Consider the following 22,181-nt stretch of genomic DNA (forward strand, 5'->3'; position numbering starts at 1 on the left):
GGGGGCGATCAGCCGCCCAGCACCACGTTCAGCGGCTCCTCGCCGCGGTGCACGCGCTCGATCTGCCGCCGCACGAGTCGGGCGATGCGCGGGCGCATGGCATCCGTCGCCCCTCCCACGTGCGGAGCGATGAGCACCCCGTCGAGAGCCCACAGCGGGTGGTCCGCGGGGAGGGGCTCGGGGTCGGTGACGTCGAGGGCCGCGCGGATGCGGCCACGGCGCACGTGATCGACGAGGGCGTCGGTGTCGATGAGCGGACCCCGGCCGACGTTCACGACGAGCGCGCCGTCGGGGAGCGCCGAGAGCGCGCGGTCGTCAATGAGGTGGCGGGTCGCGTCGCCGCCGGGAAGGGACGCGATCAGGATGTCGGTGTCGGCGAGCACCTCCTCGAGCTTGCCGAGGGGGAACACCTCCACGTCGTCCTGCAGTCGTCCGTGCGAGGCGACGGCGCGCAGCGTCACCTCGAACGGCGCGAGGCGGGCGGCGATCGCGCGGCCGACGCCGCCGAAACCGAGAAGGGTCACGCGGGCGTCGGCGAGCCCGGGGGTCATGCCGCCCGTCCACTCGCCGCGATCCTGCGCGCGGACGAAGTCCGGCAGGTGCCGCTGCGCCGCGAGGGCCAGGGCCACGGCGAGCTCCGAGGTGGCGGTCTCGTGGACGCTCGAGGCGTTGGAGAAGACGATCCCCTCGGGCAGGCGCCCCTCGACGTTGTCGTAGCCGATCGACTGGCCCTGCACGAGGCCGACCTCGATCTCGGAGAGGCGCCCGATGACGTCGTTCATCGACATGTACGGCGGGACGATCATGTCGAACCTGTCGCGCGGGGCCGGTCCCGTCATATCCCAGACGACCACCTCGACGCCCTCGGGCAGATCGCCGAGGTCGTCACGGAGTTCGTCGGTGGGCACGGACACGATGAGGGGGGTCGGGGTGGTCACCGGAGAGACGCTACTCCGGTCGCCTCGGCGGGCTGCGGAGGTTGCGGGCGGCGCCCGATGTGCACACCGACGGGCACGTCGTAGGCGAGGTACTCCCGCATCAGTTCGTCGGAACCGTGCTCGAACAGTCGCCGAGAGAGGGCGGCGGCCAGCTTGGTCGCTCCGCCGACGAGCCCGGGGATCTGGTGGCTCAGCATCCCCTGGCTGAGGCGCGCGCCGTGGTTGAACATGTGGATCCGCGACAGCGCCGAGGCGTCGGGAGCGCTCCGGCTGACGAGACCGAAGTCGTCGTCGAGGTAGGGGAACGCGGCGAGCCCGGGGTTCTGCGCCGCGGCCTCCGGAGTGAGGCGGTCGCTCCACAGCGTGGCATCCGCGGCGATGGCCGACAGCTCCGGCCTCCGCTCCAGGTCGGCCACGATCCCGGTCGCCGACAGGACGGCGTCGTAGTGATGGATGCCGTGCGGCGTGGTCACCGCGATGTCGCTGCCCGTCCACTGCACGTGCTGCCACGGCGACGACGTGAAGAAGCGGAAGGCGTCGAACGCGTGGGCGCGCCAGAGGGCGTTCTGCGTGGCGGGCTGGTCGACCGCCGACAGGTGCACGTTGAAGGCCCACTTCTGCGTGTCGCTGAAGGCGCCGTAGTTCTCGATGAGACCGGCGAACTCCATCCAGCGGTAGGGGCTGACCTGGGGCATGGCGGGGCGCCGCATGTGCACCTCGACGCTCGCGGCGCCGTGCTCGAGCGCGGTGGCGGCGTTGTCGAACGCCCCCGTCCCCGCGCCCAGCACGCCGATGCGCAGACCCGCGAGGGAGGAGAAGTCGATGTCGTCGTGCGTGTGGTGCACGCGGCCGGCGGGGAGCCCCTGCAGAAGGGCGGGGACATGCCGCCCCCCGGCTCCCTCGATCCCGGTGGCGAGGACGACGTGCCGAGCGGGCAGCATCCATTCGCCGTCCGGGCCCTCGAGGTGCACCTCGATCGGCCCGTCCCCTCCGGTCGGGGTGAGCGACCGCACGCGCGTGGAGGGGACGACCGTGAGGGCGGACACCTCGCGGTACCACCGCAGGAAGCCCTGCCAGGCGACGGTGGGGAAGTACTCGATCGCGTCCCACGCGTCGGTTCCGTAGACGGCCTCGAACCAGGCGCGCGGGCTCACCGCGGGCGTTCCCCAGGTCGGCCAGGCGATGTCCTTGGGTGTGCGCAGCGTGTGCATGCGCGCGTAGGTGCTCCAGGGGCCGGTCGCATCGGCGGGCGCGGCGTCGATCACCACGACGTCGTCGATCCCGCGCCGACGCAGTCCGCGCGCCAGGACGAGTCCGGCTTGACCTGCCCCGACGATGACCACGGGACGGATGCCGTCTCGCTGGCCGACCCACGAGCGTCCGTCGCCGGCGCTGAGGGCGCTCTGGTGCGCGGCCTCCCGTTCGAGCGCGGCGAGTCGGGCCGCCGCGTCGGGGAGCGGGGTCAGCACGGTCATTCCCCGTCGACCACGACGCGGACGCCGAGGGTGTCGTCGAAGCGGTGGTTGTGGTGGTCGGTGACGTTGGTGTCGTCGAGCTCGAGGTTGACGAAGTCCATGCTCGGCTCGGCGAAGAAGGGACCGGCGTGCCACGTGCCCTTGCGCATCGTGATGGCGGTGCGCGGCGGGATGCGGAACGCGCGCAGGTCGTCGAGAGCGGGGGCGTCGATGCCCGGGGCGGCCACGGCGATGGTCCACTCGACGTCGCCGACCGCCATGAGGGTCTGGGTGGTCTCGAGGTGGCGCGTCACGCGCACGAACTCGGGGGCCTTGTCGTCGAGGTGCATGAGGTAGAAGCGGGGGATGCCGTTCGACACGTCGAGTACGGCCTCTTCGGCCGTGAACGGGGTGCCGTCCTCCATGGGGGTCAGGATGACCCCGAAGGGGTCGAAGGTCGCGGGGGTGACGGTTTCGGCGGTGAGGCGGTGGACGGTGAGGGTGTCGGACACGGGAGCTCGCTTTCGTCGGCTCCCTCGACCGTACGCTTGTCCAACAAGCGGTGATGTCACTTGTCCGACATGTTCACCACGCTGTTACGCGGGGGAAACGCTCACGATCGCACCCGACGGATCAGCGCGTTGCGCAGGCCCGTCGGGGCGGCCAGCTGCACCTCGCGCGACCAGTACCCGATCGCGTCGTCGGCGCCGTACCCGCAGTAGGTCATCTCGATCACGGGCGTACCGGGTGCGCTCGACAGGATCCCCGCCCTCTCGGCGTCCAATCCGACCGCCTCCATCCACAGCGTCTCCCAGGCCACGCGGACGCCGTTCGCCGCCTCGGCGAGATCGAAGACCGGGCGATGAGGGTCGAGCGCGGCGTCACGTGCCACGGGGACGAGATCTTCCGCCAGGGCGTAGGGGGCGCCGTCCGCGCGCCACATCTTCACCGTCCGCAGTACGCGGGTGCCGTCGGGGAGATCGTCGAAGCGGTGCGCACCCGGGGCGAGGTCGAGGCGCTCGGACGAGACGAGGTCGAGAGACGCCTCGTACCCCGCGGAGCGGATCGAGAGCGAATGATCGAACTGCTGGTCGATGCGGCGGCCGACGCCCGCGAGTCGACGGTTCGACGTGGTCCGCGCCCCCTGGGTGCGGTGGACGTAACCCCGCTCCTCGAGTCGGATCAGCGCCTCGCGCACCGAGTTGCGGCTCGCCCCGAGCATCTCGGCGAGACGCGGTTCGGAGGGGAGGGGCGCCCCCTCGCTGCTCCAGAGGGCCAGGATGCCCTCGATGATCGGGTCGGGATCGGGTACGCGCACGGACTCATCCTCCCTGATCGACCCCGTGTCCATCACTGCCCGCGCGTCGCGGGAGTCCGAGGGGGCGCCGTCCTCCGGCGACGATCCCCGGCCCCCGTGCGGGGGCGAGGTCGCGGGTGACGTCAGGCCGCGGCGCCCACCACGGCGGCGATCGCCGAGGTGAAGAAGCCCAGGCCGTCGATACCCGAACGCATGGCCGCGGTTGTTCCCGGGCCGAAGCCGGGCTCGACGGCGTGCTCGGGGTGCGGCATGAGGCCCACGACGTTGCCCCGCTCGTTGGTCAGCCCCGCGATGTCGTCGAGCGAACCGTTCGGGTTCACGCCGACGTACCGGAAGGTCACGAGCCCCTCGCCGTTCACGCGCGCCAGGGTCTCGGCATCCGCGATGTATCCGCCGTCGGCGTTCTTCAGCGGGATGACGATCTCGTCACCCTCGGCGAAGTCGCTCGTCCACGCGGTCGAGGCGTTCTCGACGCGCAGGCGCTGGTCGCGACGGATGAACTGCTGGTGGGCGTTGCGGATGAGGCCGCCGGGCAGCAGGTGCGCCTCGACGAGCATCTGGAAGCCGTTGCAGATGCCGAGGACCGGCATGCCCTTGTCCGCGGCGTCCTTGACCTCGGCCATGATCGGCGCGAAGGCCGCGATGGCGCCGGCGCGCAGGTAATCCCCGTAGCTGAAGCCGCCGGGCAGGACCAGAGCGTCGACGCCCTTCAGATCGTGCTCGCCGTGCCAGAGGGCGACGGGCTCGCCGCCGGCGAGGCGGATGGCGCGCTGGGCGTCGCGGTCGTCGAGGGAACCGGGGAAGGTGATGACCCCGATGCGAGCGGTCACTCGACCACCTCGATGTTGACGACGTCCTCGATGACGGCGTTCGAGAGCATCTCGTCCGCGAGCTCGCGGACGCGGGCGAGAGTCGCCTCGTCGACCTCGCCCTCGACGGTGAGCTCGAAGCGCTTGCCGATGCGCACGTCGGAGAAGCGGTGCTCACCCAGGCGCGAGAGGGCGCCGGCCACGGCCTTTCCCTGGGGGTCGAGGAGCTCGGCCTTGGGCATGACGTCGACGACGATGGTGGGCATTGCAGCTCCAGGAGTCGGGTGGCGTGGTGAAGGCCAGTCTACGGGAGGCCCGCCTCCGTCTCCGCCCTGTCTGTCGGGGCTCTGGCGATGCCCCGGGTGACGTGAGGTAACGATCCGGATGCTTTTCCTTGACCTTGTGGGAGCGATCCCATAACGTCTACCCCGATCGGTGAGAGCGCTCCCACGCCATGTCGGGGGAGTTCTCCGCAGCGCCGGTCAGCACCCACCACAAAGGAGTGATCTGTGAAAAACCGCGCCCTGCGTCGTGTGGCCCTCGTCGCCGCCGTCGCCTCCACCTCCGCCCTCGTGCTCGCCGGCTGCTCCGGCGGCGGGGGCTCCGCCTCGGGCGGTGACGGACCGGTGACGCTCACCGTCGCCACCTTCAACGACTTCGGGTACACCGACGCACTCCTCAAGGAGTACATGGACGCGCACCCGAACGTGAAGATCGTGCACAACAAGGCCGCGACGAGCAACGATGCCCGTGCCAACTACTTCCAGAAGCTCGGGAAGACCGGCCTCGCCGACATCGAGGCCATCGAGGTCGACTGGCTCCCCGAGGTCATGGAGTACGCCGACCTGCTCGCCCCCGTCCCCGACGACCTGAAGAGCCGCTGGCTCGACTACAAGGTCAAGGCCGCGACGAGCTCCGAAGGCAACCTCATCGGCTACGGCACTGACATCGGCCCCGAGGGCGTCTGCTACCGCTCCGACCTGTTCGCCGCCGCGGGCCTGCCCACCGACCGCGAAGAGGTCGCCAAGATGCTCCAGGGCGACTGGTCGACGTACTTCGCCGCGGGCGACAAGTACGTCGCCGCGACCGGCAAGCCGTTCTTCGACTCGGCCGGAGGCACCTACCAGGGGGCCATCAACCAGGTCGAGGACGCCTACGAGAACCCCGACACCGGCGAGATCACCGCCACCAAGAACCCCGAGGTCAAGAAGATCTACGACCAGGTTCTCAAGGCCAGCGCCACGCAGTCGGCGCACCTCGGCCAGTGGTCCGACGACTGGATGGCGGGGCTGTCCAACGGCGCCTTCGCGACCATGCTCTGCCCGGGCTGGATGCTCGGAGTCATCGAGGGCAACGCGCCCGAGGTCAAGGGCTGGGACATCGCCAACGCCTTCCCCGGCGGCGGCGGCAACTGGGGCGGCTCGTATCTGACCGTCCCCTCGAACGGCAAGAACGTCGCCGCGGCGCAGGAGCTCGCGGACTGGCTGACCAGCCCCGACACCCAGATCAAGGCGTTCGAGAACGCGGGGACCTTCCCCAGCCAGACCGACGCGCTCAAGAACGACACGCTCCTGAGCAACACCAACGCCTACTTCAACAACGCCCCGGTCGGTCAGATCCTCACCGATCGCGCCGAGGCCGTGAAGGTGTCGCCGTACAAGGGCACGTTCTACTTCCAGATCAACGACGCCATGCAGAAGGCGCTCACACGAGTGGAAGACGGAACCCAGGATGCCGCCACCTCGTGGCAGCAGTGGGTGACCGAGGTCGACGCCCTGAAGTGACCGACGCGGGCGGATACCGGGGGTCGCAGCACCGGCCCCCGGCATCCGCCCCTCGTCTCGAGGAGGAGACACCACCGTGACAAGCACACTCGAACGGCCCACCCGGTCGGCGCCGGCGCCCGCCGGCGCGCGGCAGCCGCGACGCATCGGCTTCGGCCAGCGCCGCAGCGCGTGGGACCTGAAGTTCTCGCCGTACCTCTACATCTCGCCGTTCTTCATTTTGTTCGCGATCACGGGCCTCTTCCCCATCGCGTACACGGCCGTGATCTCGTTCATGGACTGGGACCTGGTCCGCAATTCCGGCCACTTCATCGGCTTCGACCAGTACGCGTGGGTGCTCTCGCAGCCCAAGTTCTGGGTCGCTCTGCGCAACACCTTCAGCATCTTCCTGCTCTCGAGCGTTCCGCAGCTGATCCTCGCGATCTTCATCGCGGCGATGCTCGACCAGAACATCCGCGCCAAGACGTTCTGGCGCATGAGCGTGCTCATCCCCTACGTGATGGCACCTGTCGCCGTCGCCCTCATCTTCAGCAACATGTTCGGCGACCAGTACGGCGTCGTGAACACCACCCTGCAGAACCTCGGTCTTCCCGCGGTGCCCTGGCACTCCGACGCGCTCGCGAGTCACGTCGCGATCGCGACGATGGTGAACTTCCGCTGGACCGGGTACAACACCCTGATCCTCCTCGCGGCGATGCAGGCCATTCCTCGGGAGTTCTACGAGGCGGCCACCGTCGACGGTGCCGGCAAGGTTCGTCAGTTCTTCTCGATCACCCTGCCCAGCCTCAAGCCGACGCTCATCTTCGTCATCATCACCTCCACCATCGGCGGACTGCAGATCTTCGACGAGCCCCGCATGTACGACCAGTACGGCACGGGCGGCGCCGACAACCAATGGCTGACCGTGACGCTCTGGCTCTACAACATCGGATGGGGCGAGTGGAACTTCGGCCGGGCGGCTGCGCTCGCGTGGATCCTCTTCCTGATCATCCTCGTCATCGGCGCGATCAACATGCTCGTGACCCGCTCGCTCGTCCGCGACGAAGGCGGCCGCGACCAGCGGTCCCGTCGAGAGCGACGCGCACAGGCGCGCGCCGCAAAGCAACGTCTCGAGGCGGACGCCGCCCGCCTGTCCACCCCCACGAAGGAGGCGCGTCGATGACCGCCGTGACCCCGGCCCCCGTGCCCGTGATCGATCGCGACCTGCCCGCCCGTGGGCGCCGCCGTCCGCGTGCCGTGCGCGGATCGCGCCCCGGCTGGTTCGTCTACGCCGCCCTCGGCGCCGTGCTGCTAGCCAGCGTGTTCCCGTTCTACTGGTCGCTGCTGATCGGCTCGGGCGACGCCTCCACCGTCCGCGACCCGAACATGTCGTGGATCCCGGGTGGGAACTTCCTCGCCAACGCCGCGGCCGTCATGGGCGACCCGGCGGTCAACTTCTGGCCCGCGCTGATGAACTCGGTGATCAGTTCCGGGATCATCGCGGCATCCGTCGTCTTCTTCTCGACGCTGGCCGGGTGGGCCTTCGCGAAGCTGACCTTCCGCGGCGGCCCGTGGCTGCTGCTGTTCGTGGTCGGCACGATGGCGGTGCCCATGCAGCTGGGCGTGGTGCCGCTGTACATCCTCTTCAGCGAGCTCGGGTGGACCGGTCAGCTCGGGGCCATCATCGTTCCGGCGCTCACGAGCGCGTTCGGGGTGTTCTGGATGACGCAGTACCTGCGCCAGGCCGTCCCCGACGAGCTCATCGAGGCCGCGCGCGTCGACGGGGCGACCTCGTTCCGCACGTTCCTCACGGTGGGCGTGCCCGCCGCGCGCCCGGCCGCCGCGATGCTCGGACTGTTCACCTTCGTGAGCGCGTGGAACAACTTCTTCTGGCCGTTCATCGTGCTCGATCGCCAGAATCCGACGCTGCCGGTGGCCCTGTCGCTCCTGCAGTCCAACTACTTCGTCGACTACTCGAAGGTCCTCGCGGGCGTGCTGTTGTCGACGATCCCGCTGCTGGTGCTGTTCGTCTTCGCGGGCAAGCAGCTGGTCAGTGGCATCATGCAAGGGGCGGTCAAGGGATGACCCTCGCGCCCACGGAAGGAACCCGATCCATGTCCCACTCCCGTTCGTTCCCCGAAGGCTTCCTCTTCGGCGCCGCCACCGCGGCCTACCAGATCGAGGGGGCGGCCTTCGAAGACGGCCGCACGGCCTCGATCTGGGACGCGTTCAGCCGCGTGCCCGATGCGGTGATCAACGCCGACAACGGTGATGTCGCGTGCGATCACTATCACCGCTACGCCGGTGACGTGCAGCTGATGAAGAAGCTCGGCCTGCAGACGTACCGCTTCTCGACCTCGTGGTCGCGCGTGCGCCCCGACGGGGGAGAGCTCAACGCGAAGGGCGTCGACTTCTACAAGCGCCTCGTCGACGAGCTGCTGGATGCCGGCATCCTGCCCTGGCTCACCCTGTATCACTGGGACCTTCCGCAGGCGCTGCAGGACAAGGGCGGGTGGACCGTGCGCGAGACGAGCGACCGCTTCACGGAGTACGCGCTCGACATGCACGACGCCCTCGGCGACCGCGTCGACGTGTGGACCACCCTGAACGAGCCGTGGTGCTCGTCGTTCCTCAGCTACACCGCGGGGATCCACGCCCCGGGCCACTACTCGCAGGCCGAGGGCATGCTCGCCGCTCACCACCTGCTGCTCGGCCACGGCCAGACCGTGCGCGAGCTGCGCGCGCGCGACTCGTCGCTCAACCTCGGACTCACCCTGAACCTCACGGTCGCGGATCCCGTCGACCCGGCGAATCCCGCCGACCTCGACGCCGCGCGTCGCATCGACGGGCAGTTCAACCGGTGGTTCCTCGACCCGGTGTTCCGCGGGGAGTACCCGGCCGACATCATCAAGGACTTCCGCAAGACGGATGCCGAGGCGGTGGCGCGCTGGCAGGAGGCCGTGCAGCCCGGCGACCTCGACGTCATCTCGACTCCCATCGACTCGCTCGGCGTGAACTACTACCACGGCGAGTTCGTCGGCGGCACGGCGCCCGAGGTCGACCCGCCCGCGGGGGATGCGCCCACCCCGCGCCCGGTCGGCAAGCCCTTCCCGGCCCACGAGAACCTGTACTGGCACGACCGCGGCCTCGCCCGCACCAACATGCACTGGGAGGTGCAGCCCGAGGGGCTGACCCGCCTTCTCGAGCGGGTGAGCGAGGACTACTCGGCCGACGCGGGCGTGGCGCTGTACGTCACCGAGAACGGCGCGTCGTACGACGACGAGCTGGTCACCGACGGCGGCGAGGCCCGCGTGCACGACGTCGAGCGCGTGGAGTTCGTCGAAGCGCACCTCGGAGCGGTTCTGGATGCCGTGGACGAGGGCGTCGACGTGCGCGGCTACTTCTACTGGTCGCTCATGGACAACTTCGAGTGGGCCTGGGGCTACGAGAAGCGCTTCGGCATCGTCTACGTCGACTACGCCACGCAGGAGCGGACGATCAAGGACTCGGGGCTCGCGTACGCGCGGGTGATCGCGGACCGCGCACTGGAGTCGGCGACCGTCGGCTGACATTCACCGCTTCTCGAGTGCGCGGGCCGGTCACGGAGCTGCCCCTGCGCGACGCCTCACGCGGCGTCGGAAGCCGCATGCCCCTCACCGGGCATGCGGCTTCTGCTGTGCGCGCCCCGCCGAGTCCACCGGGACGGAGGAGCGTGAGCGGAGTGGCTCAGAGCGTGCGCAACGGTGGGACAGGTGATGGGGTCCGATGGGCCTCGCCGAGGTCGCCGAGCCGTGGACGACGGCTCGATCATGCGTGAGCCTTGGCGAACGGCTTGCCCTCGATATCGCCCCCGATCCGATGTCGGAGGTCGACGATAGCGTTCTGCCATGACCCGCAACGCACCCTCCGCGCGCCGGCCGACGCCGGTGTTGCGAGAGTACGACGGGGCGCCGTGGCCGAGCGATGACGAGCTCGAGTTCGAGGCGGAGTGGGCGGCTTTCCGTGAGAGCGGTGATGTCGAATGGGGGACGGATGCCGAGACCTCGGCGCCCGGCGAAGGACCGTTCGCTCCTGTGACGGGGGAGTCGCGCGAGTCTGTACCGCGTGACGGTGCCGGTGACGTCGACGGGTGGGAGGAGGACTTTCTCGCACTACCGCTCGACAGCGCGTTTCTGGCGGCGTCGGAGGTCGATGCGCGGGTGGGTCACCTGGAGAACGTGGTCGCCGAGCGGCAACGTGCCACCGCTGAGGAGTACCGCCTGATCCTGGCGATCCTCGAGGACGCCGCGTTCGACCCGACACCGTGGGTCGGGCCCGACCCCACGGTCGATCGCGCCTGGCATGACCCCCGGGGTCGCACTCCGAGTGCGGTGCGGCGGGATCGAGTCGATCTCGCCGAACGCGCCGCGGTCGCCGAGATCGCGGTGCGGCTTCACCTGTCGGAGCAGACGGTCCGCACGCGCGCGGCGCACGCGCAGACCTTGGCGGTGGGGTGCCCGAAGCTGTGGGCCGCGTTCGGTGAGGGGCGTCTCTCCGAGAAGCACGCGGTCGACGCGGCCCGGTTGGCGTCGACGCTTCCCGCCGGTGACGCCGACGCGTTCGAGCGTTTCGACGACGAGGCGTGCCCGCCGGCGCTGGTGCTGACCCCGGCGAAGCTCGCTGTCGCGGCGCGCGCGATCCGCGAACGTGTGCACGCTGAATCGATCGAGGCCCGCCATCGCCGCGCCGCGGTGGATCGGGGGGTGTGGATGAGAGCGGAGCTGGATGGCATGGCCTCCCTCCACGCGCTGCTCCCCGCTGACCGGGCTCGGGCCGTCATGTCGCGTCTCGACAAAGCCGCCCGGCACCTGCGCGCCGCGCCCGACGAAGAACGCACCCTCGGCCAGCTCCGCGCCGACGCGTTCGCCGACCTCGTGACGATGACCGACGTCCCGGTAGAGGCGACGACGGCCCAGCCCGCAGGCGCCCCGCCCGCCGCGCCGACCACGTCCACCCCCGACACCCCACGTACTTTCCGCACCGCCCCACCGGCGACCGTCGTCGTCACGATCCCGGACCTCACCCTCCTCGGCCACGACGCCGAACCCGCCGCCCTCGAGGGCTACGGACCGATCGACCTCGACACCGCCCGGCGCCTGGCCGGCACCGCGACCTCGTGGATCCGGCTGCTCACCCACCCCGTGACCGGCGCGCCGCTCGTGCTCGACCGCAGAACGTATCGGGTGCCCGTCGCCCTGCGGCGGTGGCTGGGCATCACCTCACCCACCTGCGTCTTCCCCGGCTGCAACCGCGCCGCACGCGACTGCGACATCGATCACCTCACCGCCTGGGCCGACGGCGGCACCACCGACGACGACAATCTCGACCCCAAGTGTCGCCATCACCACCGCCTCCGACATGAGAGTCGCTGGGACATCGACGATCACCCGGACGGCGACACCGCCTGGATATCTCCTCTCGGCGGCAGCTATAACACCGACCCACCACCCTTCTGAAGCGCAGCCCTCCCCGCTCCGCGCGTGAGGGACCGACTCGTCCTCTCCCCTCCCCGCCACCGGGCGGGAACGGGTGCGCGGCCGCTCTTGGCCCCCATCGAAAGACGCAGTGGGCTCCTGGGATTCACCCGCCGATGCACCTGGTCGGGCGACGATGAACTCGTGCGCCCGCAGCGCCCGCAGTACGCTCGCAGCAGCGCGCAGCGCACCTGGCCACCCGAAGCGCGGTGCAACACCGCCGTCCCGAAGGAGGGGAGCGATGGATCTCGCATCCGTGCGCGGTGCCGCCACGATCGAAGAGGTCGCGGCGCGTGCCGGAGTATCGCGATCGACGGTGTCGCGTGTCGTCAACGGCTCCACCGCCGTCTCGCCCTCCGCCCTCGAGTCCGTGCGCCGGGCGATCGACGAGCTGCAGTACGTGCCCAATCGTGCGGCACGGTCTCTCGCCAGCAGGCAGACCCGCGCCATCGCCCTGGTGATTCCGGAGCAGACCGATCGCTTCTTCGGCGACCCGTTCTTCGCCTCGATCGTCGCGGGCATCGGCGAGGTGATCGGGGAGTCCGACTACATCATGAACATGCTCATCGCGAGCGACGACGCCAGCGCCAAGGCGCTCGGCTACCTTCGCGGCGGGAGCGTCGACGGGGCGATCGTCGCTTCGCACCACACGAGCGACACCTTCCTCGACCGGGTGGCCGACGTCGTCCCCGTCGTCTACGGCGGTCGGCCCGCCCGTATCCGCGCCGACGACTACTACGTCGACGTCGACAACGTCGAAGGCGGGCGCGTGGCCACGGCGTACCTGCTCGCGCGCGGTCATCGGCGCGTGGCGACGGTTTCGGGCCCGTCCGACATGCCCGCGGGCATCGACCGCCTGCAGGGGTTCCGCAACGCGATGGCGGAGGCGGGCATCGAACCGGCGGCCGTGGAGAACGGCGACTTCACCGAGATGGGAGGCGCCCTCGCGATGACGCGGATTCTGTCGAGCGGGGTCGTCCCCGAGGCGGTCTTCGTCGCGAGCGACCTCATGGCACGCGGCGTCTACGGCGTCCTGCGCGACAACGGCCTCGAACCCGGCCGCGACGTCGCCGTCGTCGGTTTCGACGACTCCGCGGTCTCGACCGCCGTCACCCCGGCGCTGACCACGGTCCGGCAGCCCTCTCTGACGCAGGGCCGGCACATGGCATCCGTTCTGCTCGACATCCTCGCCGGGCGTCCCGCGGCTCACGCGACGATCCTCCCGATCGAGGTCGTGGAGCGCGCCTCGGCCTGAGGACGCGATCAGTGCGCGGCGGGCAGGCGCAGGTCGATCTCGTACCCGCCGTCGGCGAGGGGGCCCGCGCGGAAGGACCCGCCGAGCATGTGCGCACGCTCGGAGAGCCCCAGGTGTCCGAGCCGCGCCGTCGGAGCCGGGTCGGGGTGGGGCTCGGGAGAGGCGGCGTTACGGAGGGCGACGTGCACGGCGCCCGTGTCGGTGCTGGTGGCTGTGACCTCGACGCGCGCCCCGGGGGCGTGCTTTCGCACGTTCGTGAGGCCCTCCTGGATCGTGCGGTAGACCGCGCGCTGCGTCGCCGGAGGCAGACCCTCGCGCAGGTCGATGCGTGCGTCGACCTCGAGATCGACGGGATGCAAGATCTCGTCGAGGTGACGCAGCGTCGGCTGCGGCCCGAGCGGGGCGGCCTCCGGGCCGTCGGCGCGGAGCACGAGCAGCATCTGGCGCAACTCCGCGAGGGTCGTGGAAGCGAGGGTGCGGATCGTGTCGGCCGTCTCGGCTACCTCGGGATCGTCGGCGCGCACCATCAGAGCGCCCGCCTGCACGGTGATCAGGCTCACCTGGTGCGAGACGACGTCGTGCATCTCGCGCGCGAGGTGTGCGCGCTCCTCAGCGACCGCCTCGCGGGCGACGCGCCGGTTCTCGTCGGCCCGAGCGCGGCGGAGTTCGTCGAGGCTGGCGGAAAGCCGACTCTGGTTCCGACGCAGTCGGCCGAGCGCCACGGCGCCGCCCGACGTCATCGTGGCGTAGACGATCGCGAGGACATGGTCGTTGACCGAGGTGAAGGTGTCCCACGACAGACCCAGGCCCAAGAAGGTGATGGCGGTCGCGGCGACGAGCCAGATCATCCCCGTCGCCGCGCTGGCGACGGTGTACAGGGCGATGACCGAGGCGATCGGCCCTCCGGTGAGGAAGAGGGCGGGCAGGGCCAGGGCGAGCGAGAGCAGCGGCAGCCGCCGGCGCAGCAGCAGGCCCGCGGCCCCCACGAGCGTCAGCACCAGCTCGAGCATGTCGGTGGTGTAGAGCCCGAGCACCCCGTCGAGCGCGGCGACGGCGACGAGCCCCAGGTCGATCAGCACATCGCGGCGCTTCATCGCGCCTCCTCGTCGCGGAGCAGCCCCGCGCGCTCCGCCACGAGGGCCGCCTGCACGCGACCGTCGACGTCGAGCTTGCCCAGGATCGTGCTGATGTGCGCCTTGACGGTGGCGGGGCTGAGGAACATCGCCGCCCCGATCTGGATGTTCGACAGCCCCCGACCCAGCTGCACGAGGATCTGACGCTCGCGCGGACTCAGCGCGTCGATCAGGTGGGTGTCGGCGGCGGGCTCGGGACGGAGATACCCGGCCACCACCGCGCGACTCACGGTGGGCGAGAACACCACGCCGCCGCCGTGGAGGGTGCGCACGAGCTGGGGGAGCTGACGCGGATCGGTGTCCTTCACCAGGAACCCGGCCGCGCCCGCGTCGAGAGCCGAGGCGATGTGGTCGTCGGAGTCGAAGGTGGTCAGGATCGCCACCGTCATGTCCCACCCGGCCGAGCGGATGTCGCGGAGCACGTCGAGGCCGTTCCGTCCCGGCATCCGGATGTCGAGCAGGACCACATCGGGGCGGGCCTCGGCGAGGACCTCCATGGCGTGGACGCCGTCGGCGGTCGCCACGACCTCGATGTCGCCGGCGGCGCTGAGGATGTGCGAGAAGCCCGAGCGGATGAGCGCCTCGTCGTCGATGACGGCGACGCGGATGACCGGAGAGGCGGTTGATGCCATGCGACCAGGCTAGGCACTCCGGGGGCCGCCCGGATCACCCGATCGGCCCGCCGCCGGGGCCGACCGGCTGATGTGCCGCACACGGGGTCTCGCGAGCATGGAGAGGATGCCGGTGGTCGGCGTGCGCACGCTCGGGGAGGACCGATGGTCGCGGTGATGGACAAGGTGCAGACGGCGCCAGAGACGGCTCGGTCCCCGCGGCCGGAGCGCAGCGCGTCCCGGTGGGACATCCCCGGGCTCCTGCGCCGTCGTGTCGGAACGCTCGGAGTCGCCATGGCGATCCTCGTCGTCAGCGTGATCACCATCGTCACGCAGAGCACGTTCGAGGCGGGCCCGTTCGACCTGCGCGACATGCTGCTCGCCCTGGTGCGCGTCGACGACCCGCTCGTGCTCCTCGCGACCGTCGTGCTGACCCTCGTCGTCTGCGGTCTGGCCGAGGGGCTGATGGGCACGCGTCGACTGCTCGCCGCCTTCGTGGGCGGCGGCCTTCTCGTCTGCGCGATCGGCGAGGTCAGCGGGTGGTTCGAAGACACTGTCATCCCCGAGGTCTCGCTGAACGTCACCCCCGACACCGGAGCGCCGCCCATCGCGGCGCTGCTGTGCGTCGCGATCGCCGCGAGCTGCTTCGCCTCGCCGCTGTGGCGCCGTCGCATCCGCATCGGCGGGGCCGTCCTCGCCGTGACGATGTTCCTCTACGCCGCGTCGGCGTCGGACCTGTACACGCTCATCGCCTTGCCCGTGGGCATGGCGACCGGCCTCGTGCTCGGCGGGACGCGGGCCGTCGGCATCCCGCGCAGCTCTCTCCGCGAGAAGCGCGTGCTGCTCGCCGCGCTCACCGCCATCACCGCGATCGGACCGGTCGTCGCGACCCTCTGGGGTTCGGGGGCCGGCGTGCTGTCGGTCTACAGCTGGCTGTCGTACGACCCCCTGAACGTGGCCGACGGGCTCGTCTGCGCGATCGGTTCGACGGGCGCCCCGTGCCCGAGCTTCGTCGCGACGTACACCGAGCTCCAGCCCGCCTCGGGGTGGATCGCCGCGCTTCCCCAGCTGGTGCTGCTGATCGCGGCCTGGGGGATCCTGCGGGGGCGGCGGGGTGCCCTCCACCTGGCCGTGGCGGTCAACGCCCTCACCTTCGTCGCGATGAGCATCCTGCTCATGCTGAGCGAGACCGACACGCTCGAGCAGCTCGCGACCGTGCGCGCCGCCTACGACGTCGCCGACGTCTGGCAGACGGTCGTCGGCATGGTCGTGGGCGCCGCCCTCCCGCTCCTCGTCGCCGCGTTGCTCATCCGTTTCCGCTCGGCCGTGCAGGTGCGCTCGACGCCCGCCGTGCGTCGGGGGTTCGTGCGGTCCGTCGCTGTCGCCGGCCTCGGGGCCCTGGCCGTGGCGCTGGTCGGGATCCTCGTGGCATCCGCCGACTTCCGTCCGTGGCCGAACGTGACGACGGTGCTCGCGACGCTGCCTCTGCGCCTCGTTCCGCCCTCGCTCCTCCCGCCCGAGGCGCTCGTCTTCGTGCCCATGACGGGCTTCGCGCAGGCCGTCTGGTACCTGCCGCCGCTGCTGTTCTGGGGGAGTGCGGTCGCCGCGACCGCGCGCTTCATCGTGCGCTCGGGTGCTGCCGAGGCCACTCCGGATCGCGAGCGCGCGCGAGCGCTTCTCGCCGCGGGCTCGGGCGACACCCTCGGTCATATGACCCTCTGGGACGGCAACGTGTACTGGTTCGCCGCTGAGGCCGAGGCGGCGATCGCCTACCGGGTACGCGGAGGGTTCGCCGTGACCCTCGGCGGGGCCTTCGGACCCGACCGGGACGACCCCTCCGTCGGTGCGGGGTTCGTCGCCTTCTGCGAAGAGCAGGGCTGGACGCCGGTGTTCTACAGCGTCGACGACGCCGAGCGCGAGCGGGTCGCTCCCCTCGGTTGGTCGGCGCTGCAGGTGGCCGAGGAAGCCTTCCTCGACCCGCAGACGTGGACGCCCGCAGGCAAGAAGCGTCAGGACGTGCGCACGGCGACCAACCGCGCCGCGCGTGAGGGACTGACGGCGCGGTGGGCGCTGTGGAGCGAGCTGTCGTTCTTCGACCGCGGGCAGATCCGCGCCATCTCCGAGGCGTGGGTCTCGGACAAGACGATCCCGGAGATGGGCTTCACTCTCGGCTCGACGGACCAGCTCGACGACCCCGAGGTGCGCCTGCTGGTCGCGCGCGACGGATCGGGGCGCATCACGGCGTTCACGAGCTGGATCCCGATCCACCGCGACGGGGCGATCGCCGGATACGCCCTCGACGTCATGCGTCGACGCGACGACGCCATGCCCGGGGTCATGGAATTCCTCATCGGCAACGCCGTCGAACGACTGCGCGAGGACGGCATGACCGTGATGAGCCTGTCGGGCTCTCCCCTCGCTCGGCACTCGGTCGGCGACGAGGGTGCGCGCGGCCCCCTCGACCGCGGGTTGGACGTGATCAGCGCCCTCCTCGAGCCGGCGTACGGATTCCGCTCGCTCGCGAACTTCAAGAAGAAGTTCCAGCCCGACTTCGCGCCGCTGTGGATGATCTATCCGGATGCCACGCAGATCCCCGCCATCGCCATCGCGCTGGTCCGCTGCTACATCCCGGGACTCACCCTCCGCTCCGCCGCCTCGTTCGCCGCGCAGCTGCGTCGGCCGCGGGAGGCCGCCTCGCGATGACCCTGTCCGTCTCGTCACGAGGACAGGGGGATGCCACGAGAACAGGCCGCGCGGTGGGGCTCGCCGGGGCGTGAGGCGACGGGAGAGCGGCGATACATTGAGGGCGGAATGAACGGGCGGCGCGGGGGTGCCGTCGCTTCTCAGAGGGGGGACTCGCCGTGCACAGAGCATCGATGCCGACCAGAGGGCGCGCGCCGATCAGAGGGGCGTTCGCCGCAGTGCTCGCCGCGACGATGGCCGTCGTCCTGTCGGGCTGCTTCATGATCCCCCTCGTCGACGGGCGATCCCCGTTCGACGACCCCTTCGGCTCGAGCGAGAGCGACATCGACAAGGCGATCCCCCCGATCCAGGCGGCGCTCGACGACAGTGGTGCCGGTGGTGACCGCTGGCACCTGGTGGCGGAGTCCGCGAGCGACAACTGCGAGGGCCCGTGCAATCTCTACGTCGCGGTGCGCGTCGAGCCCGCCGACGTCGATGATCCCGACCGATGGGTGCCCGAGGAGGTGCTGCGCGAGACGCTGATCGCCGTGGTTCCGGTCGCGGAGAGTCAGCGCGTGGATGTCGTCGTGGTCTCCGGATATCAGAAGAACGAGTACGGAGGCCTGGTCAGCGCTGAGCTCTCGACCGCTGTCGAGTCGCTCTTCGGTGAACGAGTGCGCAGCGAGGAGTTCTCGGCCACCTCGGACAAGAGCTACGGCGACGCGGAGGTGCACGCGTTCACCCGGACGCACACGAACGTCCTCGCGAGCATGGGCTTGGACTGACCGGCTCCGTCGACGGCGGTCACGCCCACTCGGCGGTGTCGGGGTCGATACCGTGCGCGCGGGCGCTCGCCTCGATCGCGTCGCGCAGCCAGGTGGCCAGGCCCGGGCGCACGCGGTCGTAGTGAGCCGTGAAACGCTCGTCGCTGACGTACATGCGCCCGAGGTGCACGTGCATCTGCCGCGAGACCGGGTAGAACGCCGACAGGGCCTCGCGGTGACGCTCGACGAGGGCCGCCGCCATCGCCTCATCGGGACGGATGCCGGCGCCCATCGCCGCACCCAGCTCGCCCTCCACCCCGGCCAGCGTCGACGTGACCGCGGCCCAGTCTTCAGCACCGCGCGAGGCGGACCGTTCGGCCGCCTGCTGCCACTGCGGCGACGAGCCGTGCGCATCGCGCGCCTCGGCCGGACAGTCGGTGTTCCAGTCGGGACCGAAGACGGTCCTCTGCTCGTCGGGCGAGAGCAGCACGCCGCGCTCCTGAGCCTCGATCATGCGTCCGAGGTCGTCGTCGAGTTCGCGCAGTTGGTCGATCCGCTGTGCGAGCTGCGCCCGCTGCACCCGCAACTGCGCCGAGACGTCGTCGCCGGGCTCGTCGAGCACCGCGCGAATGGCCTCGAGATCAAGGCCCAGCTCGCGGTAGACGACGATGCGGCGCAGGCGCTCGAGGTCGGCATCCGTGTACAGGCGATAACCGGCGGCCGAGCGCGCGGCCGGTCGGGCCAGGCCGATCTCGTCCCAGTGGTGCAGGGTCCGGACGGTGAGGCCGAGCTGCGCGGCGGTCTCGCCGACCGGCAGCCCCTGGTGTGTCATGTCGTTCATCATGCCGACAAGGCTGCGCCCTCACGTCGCGTCAGGGTCAAGTCGCCTGTCACGAGAACAGGAGATGTCACGAGGACAGGCCGTTCCGGCCGAAATCGTCCTGTTCCGGTCGCGAAGCCTGCTCTCGTGACGTCGTCCGGTGTAGACGCCTCTCAGCGCCCGTCGGGCAGCGGCTGCTGATACACGTCGGGGACGTCGTCGCCATCGGCATCCACCTCTTCGTCCTGCTCGAGCTGCTTGTAGCGGCGGTTGCGCACCAGCAGCACGGCGGAGGCGAGGACGGATGCCAGGAGCGAGGCCGCCATGATCGCGATCTTCGCGTCGTCGGTGTGCGGGGAGCCCTCGGGGAAGCTCAGCTCGGCGATCAGCAGCGACACGGTGAATCCGATGCCGGCGAGCAGGCCGACCCCGGCGAGGTCGATCCACTTCAGCGCCGGGTCGAGGCGCACCTTCGTCACGAGGGTCAGGATGCGCACACCGAGCAGGATGCCGATCGGCTTTCCGAAAACGAGGCCGGCGACGACGCCGATGGTCACGGGGTCGGTGAGCGCTCGCACGATGCCCTCACCCCCGCCGACGGCGACCCCCGCGGCGAAGAACGCGAAGATCGGCACCGCGATGCCGCTCGACAGCGGCCGGAAACGGTGCTCGAACTGCTCGGCGAGATCCATGCCGTGGTGCTCGGGCCGGCGGCGCGAGGCGGCGACGGGAATGGTGAAGGCGAGGGCGACACCGGCGATCGTGGCGTGCACGCCCGACGCATGCAGGAAGGCCCACGCGGCGAAGCCGATGGGCAGCAGCACGACCCACGCGCCCCACGCGTGGCGCGAGAACCACGCCCGCGCCCGGTGCGCGATGACGCCGTAGATCGCCACGAGCACCGCGAAGACGGCCAGGGGAAGCAGCGAGATGTCGCTGGTGTAGAAGATCGCGATGATCGCGATGGCGATGAGGTCGTCGACCACCGCGAGGGTCAGCAGGAAGATGCGCAGGGGCCCGGGCAGGTGCGAGCCGACGAGGGCGAGCACGGCGACCGCGAACGCGATGTCGGTCGCGGTCGGGATCGCCCATCCGGCCAGCAGACTCGGCTGCGTGTGCACGATCGCGACGTAGATCAGGGCCGGAACGGCGACGCCCGCGAACGCCGCCGTGACCGGAACGATCGCCGTGCCGAAGCGACGCAGGCTGCCGCTGACGATCTCGCGCTTGAGCTCGAGGCCGACCATGAAGAAGAACACCGCGAGCAGGCCGTCGGCCGCCCACGTTCCGAGGCTCAGGTCGAGGTGCCACGGCTCGTACCCGAAGCGGAAGTCGCGCAGCGCGAAATAGGCGTCGGAGGCCGGGGAGTTCGCCCAGACGATCGCGACGATCGCGGCGACGACCAGCAGCATGCCGCCGACGGATTCGCGGCGGAGCAGCGTCGTGACGCGGTGGACTTCGGCGTAGCCGGGCCAGCTCGGCGCGCGGGTGGTGTCGTGGCTCATGAGGCCTCCTGAGGGTTCGATCGACGAAATGTCGACCAGACTTCCCGACGCACCAGGAGCCAGTTTACCGTGCCGCCGCTGTCGCTGCCGTGTGGCGAGATCACCGGCGATCGTCGAGATCACCCGCAATGGCGGGTCACCTCGCGGAACCCGTGTGAGCTCGGCGCCGCGGCGGGCGACGAGGGGAGGGGATGCCGGGACCCCGGCGACTCAGCTCGGGTCGCCGCCCAACGGGCCGACCGCGGGGATCGGGCCGCCGTCGTCGGCGCCGGTCTTGCGGGCGCGGGCGATCGCGTTGCCGAGGTGGTAGATCACCAGGGCCGCGACCGAACCCAGCACGATCGCGCCGAGCTGGAACTGGCCGATGTCCATCGTGAACCCGGCGATCGCGAGCACGAGCGCGACGGCGCCGGTGTACTGGTTGACCGGCCGCGAGAAGTCGACGCGGTTGTCGACCCAGATCTTGATGCCGATGATGCCGATCAGGCCGTACAGCGCGGTCGTCACTCCGCCGAGCACGCCCGGCGGGATGGTGTTGAACACCGCGCCGACCTTGGGCGAGAGGCTCAGCACGATCGCGGCGAGACCGGCGACCCAGTACACCGCGGTCGAGTAGACGCGGGTCGCGGCCATGACGCCGATGTTCTCGCCGTAGGTGGTGGTTCCCGAACCGCCGAAGGTTCCCGCGAGGGTCGTGGCGACGCCGTCGGCGATGAGGGCGCGACCGGTGGAGCGGTTGGCCGTGGCATCCGTCATCGCCGCCACCCCCCGCACGTGACCGACGTTCTCGGCCACCAGCACCAGCACGACGGGAAGGAACATCGCGATGACCGACCAGGTCGCGGGAGTGGTGAAGTCGGCGAAGCGGAACTCGGGCAGACCCACCCACGGAGCGGCCTCGACGGCGGCGAAGTCGATGAGCGTCTCGCCCGTCGCGGCCTGGATCAGCACCGTGGCGAGGTAGCCGACGATCACGCCGAGGAAGATCGAGATACGCCCGAGGAAGCCGCGGAACAGCACGCTGAAGAGAATGACCGCGGCGAGGGTGATGGTCCCGGGCAGGGGCTGCTTCTCGAAGCTCTGCCACGCGACGGGGGCCAGGTTGAAGCCGATCAGGGCGACGATCGCGCCCGCCACGACGGGGGGCATGACCCGGTCGACCCAACCCAGTCCGACGAACTGCACGACGAAGCCGATCACGGCGAGCAGCACGCCCACGGACACGATGCCGGCGAGCGCCGAGCCGCCGGTCGCGTCGATCGCCGTGGCGGCCGAGATCGGCGCGATGAACGCGAACGACGAGCCGAGGTAGCTGGGGAGGCGGTTCTTCGTGATGAGCAGGAACAGCAGGGTGCCCACACCCGAGAACAGCAGCGTCGTCGACACCGGGAAGCCGGTGAGCACCGGCACGAGGAACGTCGCGCCGAACATCGCGATGACGTGCTGGAGGCCGATCGCGATCGTCGCGCCCCAGTTCAAGCGCTCGCCGGGGGCGACGACGGCCCCGGGCTCGACCGTGCGGCCGTTGCCGTGCAGCTTCCAGCGGAACATGTGTCTCCTCAGGTGGGGGTATGGCCGAGACCGTACGCGCTCGGCGAGAACGCACCGTTTCGTCG

19 protein-coding genes are annotated in these 22,181 nt (G+C 70.5%); 8 read left to right on the forward strand and 11 right to left on the reverse strand.

The genetic code is table 11. The features are described from left to right. Nucleotides 1-8: 8 nt before the first annotated feature. The 6 genes from OVA26_RS03640 to purS form a co-directional block, all read right to left on the reverse strand. Nucleotides 9-938, reverse strand: coding sequence for a 2-hydroxyacid dehydrogenase (locus OVA26_RS03640; protein WP_268103031.1), 930 nt, complete (start codon nucleotides 936-938; stop codon nucleotides 9-11). Then, nucleotides 935-2,413, reverse strand: a complete 1,479-nt coding sequence (locus OVA26_RS03645) for an FAD-dependent oxidoreductase (protein ID WP_268103032.1) — start codon at nucleotides 2,411-2,413, stop codon at nucleotides 935-937. Before OVA26_RS03645 ends, OVA26_RS03640 begins: the two co-directional genes overlap by 4 nt. Beyond that, nucleotides 2,410-2,904, reverse strand: coding sequence for an ureidoglycolate lyase (locus tag OVA26_RS03650; protein WP_268103033.1), 495 nt, complete (start codon nucleotides 2,902-2,904; stop codon nucleotides 2,410-2,412). Before OVA26_RS03650 ends, OVA26_RS03645 begins: the two co-directional genes overlap by 4 nt. Before the next feature lie 101 nt (nucleotides 2,905-3,005). Continuing rightward, complete coding sequence (locus tag OVA26_RS03655; RefSeq protein WP_056225667.1) at nucleotides 3,006-3,710, reverse strand: GntR family transcriptional regulator; 705 nt, start codon at nucleotides 3,708-3,710, stop codon at nucleotides 3,006-3,008. 122 nt (nucleotides 3,711-3,832) lie between these two features. Further along, nucleotides 3,833-4,540 carry a phosphoribosylformylglycinamidine synthase subunit PurQ gene (gene purQ / locus OVA26_RS03660; protein WP_268103034.1) on the reverse strand — a complete coding sequence of 236 codons (708 nt, stop codon included), beginning with the start codon at nucleotides 4,538-4,540 and terminating at the stop codon, nucleotides 3,833-3,835. Further along, nucleotides 4,537-4,785: a phosphoribosylformylglycinamidine synthase subunit PurS gene (gene purS / locus OVA26_RS03665; RefSeq protein ID WP_243497100.1), complete on the reverse strand. Its 249-nt coding sequence runs from the start codon at nucleotides 4,783-4,785 to the stop codon at nucleotides 4,537-4,539. The genes purQ and purS overlap by 4 nt, the downstream gene beginning before the upstream one ends. 243 nt (nucleotides 4,786-5,028) lie before the next feature. Here purS and OVA26_RS03670 point away from each other — a divergent pair, with 243 nt between their 5' ends. The 6 genes from OVA26_RS03670 to OVA26_RS03695 all read left to right on the forward strand — a co-directional run bounded on the left by OVA26_RS03670 (nucleotide 5,029) and on the right by OVA26_RS03695 (nucleotide 13,050). After that, nucleotides 5,029-6,303, forward strand: coding sequence for an ABC transporter substrate-binding protein (locus OVA26_RS03670; RefSeq protein WP_268103035.1), 1,275 nt, complete (start codon nucleotides 5,029-5,031; stop codon nucleotides 6,301-6,303). A gap of 76 nt (nucleotides 6,304-6,379) precedes the next feature. Then, nucleotides 6,380-7,465 (forward strand): carbohydrate ABC transporter permease, encoded by a 1,086-nt coding sequence (locus OVA26_RS03675; RefSeq protein ID WP_268103037.1) that lies wholly within the window; start codon nucleotides 6,380-6,382, stop codon nucleotides 7,463-7,465. Further along, on the forward strand, nucleotides 7,462-8,367 hold the full coding sequence (locus tag OVA26_RS03680; RefSeq protein ID WP_268103039.1) for a carbohydrate ABC transporter permease: 906 nt from the start codon (nucleotides 7,462-7,464) through the stop codon (nucleotides 8,365-8,367). Before OVA26_RS03675 ends, OVA26_RS03680 begins: the two co-directional genes overlap by 4 nt. Before the next feature lie 29 nt (nucleotides 8,368-8,396). Continuing rightward, nucleotides 8,397-9,851, forward strand: a complete 1,455-nt coding sequence (locus tag OVA26_RS03685) for a GH1 family beta-glucosidase (RefSeq protein ID WP_268103041.1) — start codon at nucleotides 8,397-8,399, stop codon at nucleotides 9,849-9,851. A gap of 318 nt (nucleotides 9,852-10,169) precedes the next feature. Beyond that, nucleotides 10,170-11,777 (forward strand): HNH endonuclease signature motif containing protein, encoded by a 1,608-nt coding sequence (locus OVA26_RS03690; protein WP_268103043.1) that lies wholly within the window; start codon nucleotides 10,170-10,172, stop codon nucleotides 11,775-11,777. Nucleotides 11,778-12,036: 259 nt separating this feature from the next. After that, nucleotides 12,037-13,050 (forward strand): LacI family DNA-binding transcriptional regulator, encoded by a 1,014-nt coding sequence (locus tag OVA26_RS03695; RefSeq protein ID WP_074696118.1) that lies wholly within the window; start codon nucleotides 12,037-12,039, stop codon nucleotides 13,048-13,050. 8 nt (nucleotides 13,051-13,058) lie between these two features. Here the strand turns inward: OVA26_RS03695 and OVA26_RS03700 are convergent, their stop codons facing one another. Next, nucleotides 13,059-14,144: a sensor histidine kinase gene (locus OVA26_RS03700; protein ID WP_056225695.1), complete on the reverse strand. Its 1,086-nt coding sequence runs from the start codon at nucleotides 14,142-14,144 to the stop codon at nucleotides 13,059-13,061. Continuing rightward, on the reverse strand, nucleotides 14,141-14,815 hold the full coding sequence (locus tag OVA26_RS03705; RefSeq protein ID WP_074696114.1) for a response regulator: 675 nt from the start codon (nucleotides 14,813-14,815) through the stop codon (nucleotides 14,141-14,143). The genes OVA26_RS03700 and OVA26_RS03705 overlap by 4 nt, the downstream gene beginning before the upstream one ends. Before the next feature lie 273 nt (nucleotides 14,816-15,088). On the opposite strand from OVA26_RS03705, the gene OVA26_RS03710 reads away from it, so the two are divergent. Both OVA26_RS03710 and OVA26_RS03715 read left to right on the forward strand, forming a co-directional pair. Next, complete coding sequence (locus OVA26_RS03710) at nucleotides 15,089-17,497, forward strand: bifunctional lysylphosphatidylglycerol flippase/synthetase MprF (protein WP_268103045.1); 2,409 nt, start codon at nucleotides 15,089-15,091, stop codon at nucleotides 17,495-17,497. A 173-nt stretch (nucleotides 17,498-17,670) separates the two neighbouring features. After that, the gene (locus tag OVA26_RS03715) at nucleotides 17,671-18,261 is read left to right on the forward strand and encodes a hypothetical protein (protein WP_268103047.1); all 591 of its coding nucleotides are present in this window, start codon (nucleotides 17,671-17,673) and stop codon (nucleotides 18,259-18,261) included. 19 nt (nucleotides 18,262-18,280) lie between these two features. Here the strand turns inward: OVA26_RS03715 and OVA26_RS03720 are convergent, their stop codons facing one another. The 3 genes from OVA26_RS03720 to OVA26_RS03730 all read right to left on the reverse strand — a co-directional run bounded on the left by OVA26_RS03720 (nucleotide 18,281) and on the right by OVA26_RS03730 (nucleotide 22,116). Then, a complete protein-coding gene (locus tag OVA26_RS03720; RefSeq protein ID WP_268103048.1) occupies nucleotides 18,281-19,084 on the reverse strand; it encodes a MerR family transcriptional regulator in 804 nt (267 codons plus the stop codon). A gap of 149 nt (nucleotides 19,085-19,233) precedes the next feature. Next, on the reverse strand, nucleotides 19,234-20,565 hold the full coding sequence (gene nhaA / locus OVA26_RS03725; protein ID WP_268103050.1) for a Na+/H+ antiporter NhaA: 1,332 nt from the start codon (nucleotides 20,563-20,565) through the stop codon (nucleotides 19,234-19,236). A gap of 210 nt (nucleotides 20,566-20,775) precedes the next feature. Next, nucleotides 20,776-22,116, reverse strand: a complete 1,341-nt coding sequence (locus OVA26_RS03730) for a uracil-xanthine permease family protein (protein WP_268103051.1) — start codon at nucleotides 22,114-22,116, stop codon at nucleotides 20,776-20,778. Nucleotides 22,117-22,181: the final 65 nt, after the last annotated feature.

Source organism: Microbacterium sp. SL62 (genome assembly GCF_026672635.1).
In the GTDB taxonomy this organism is placed as follows: Bacteria; Actinomycetota; Actinomycetes; order Actinomycetales; family Microbacteriaceae; genus Microbacterium; species Microbacterium testaceum_A.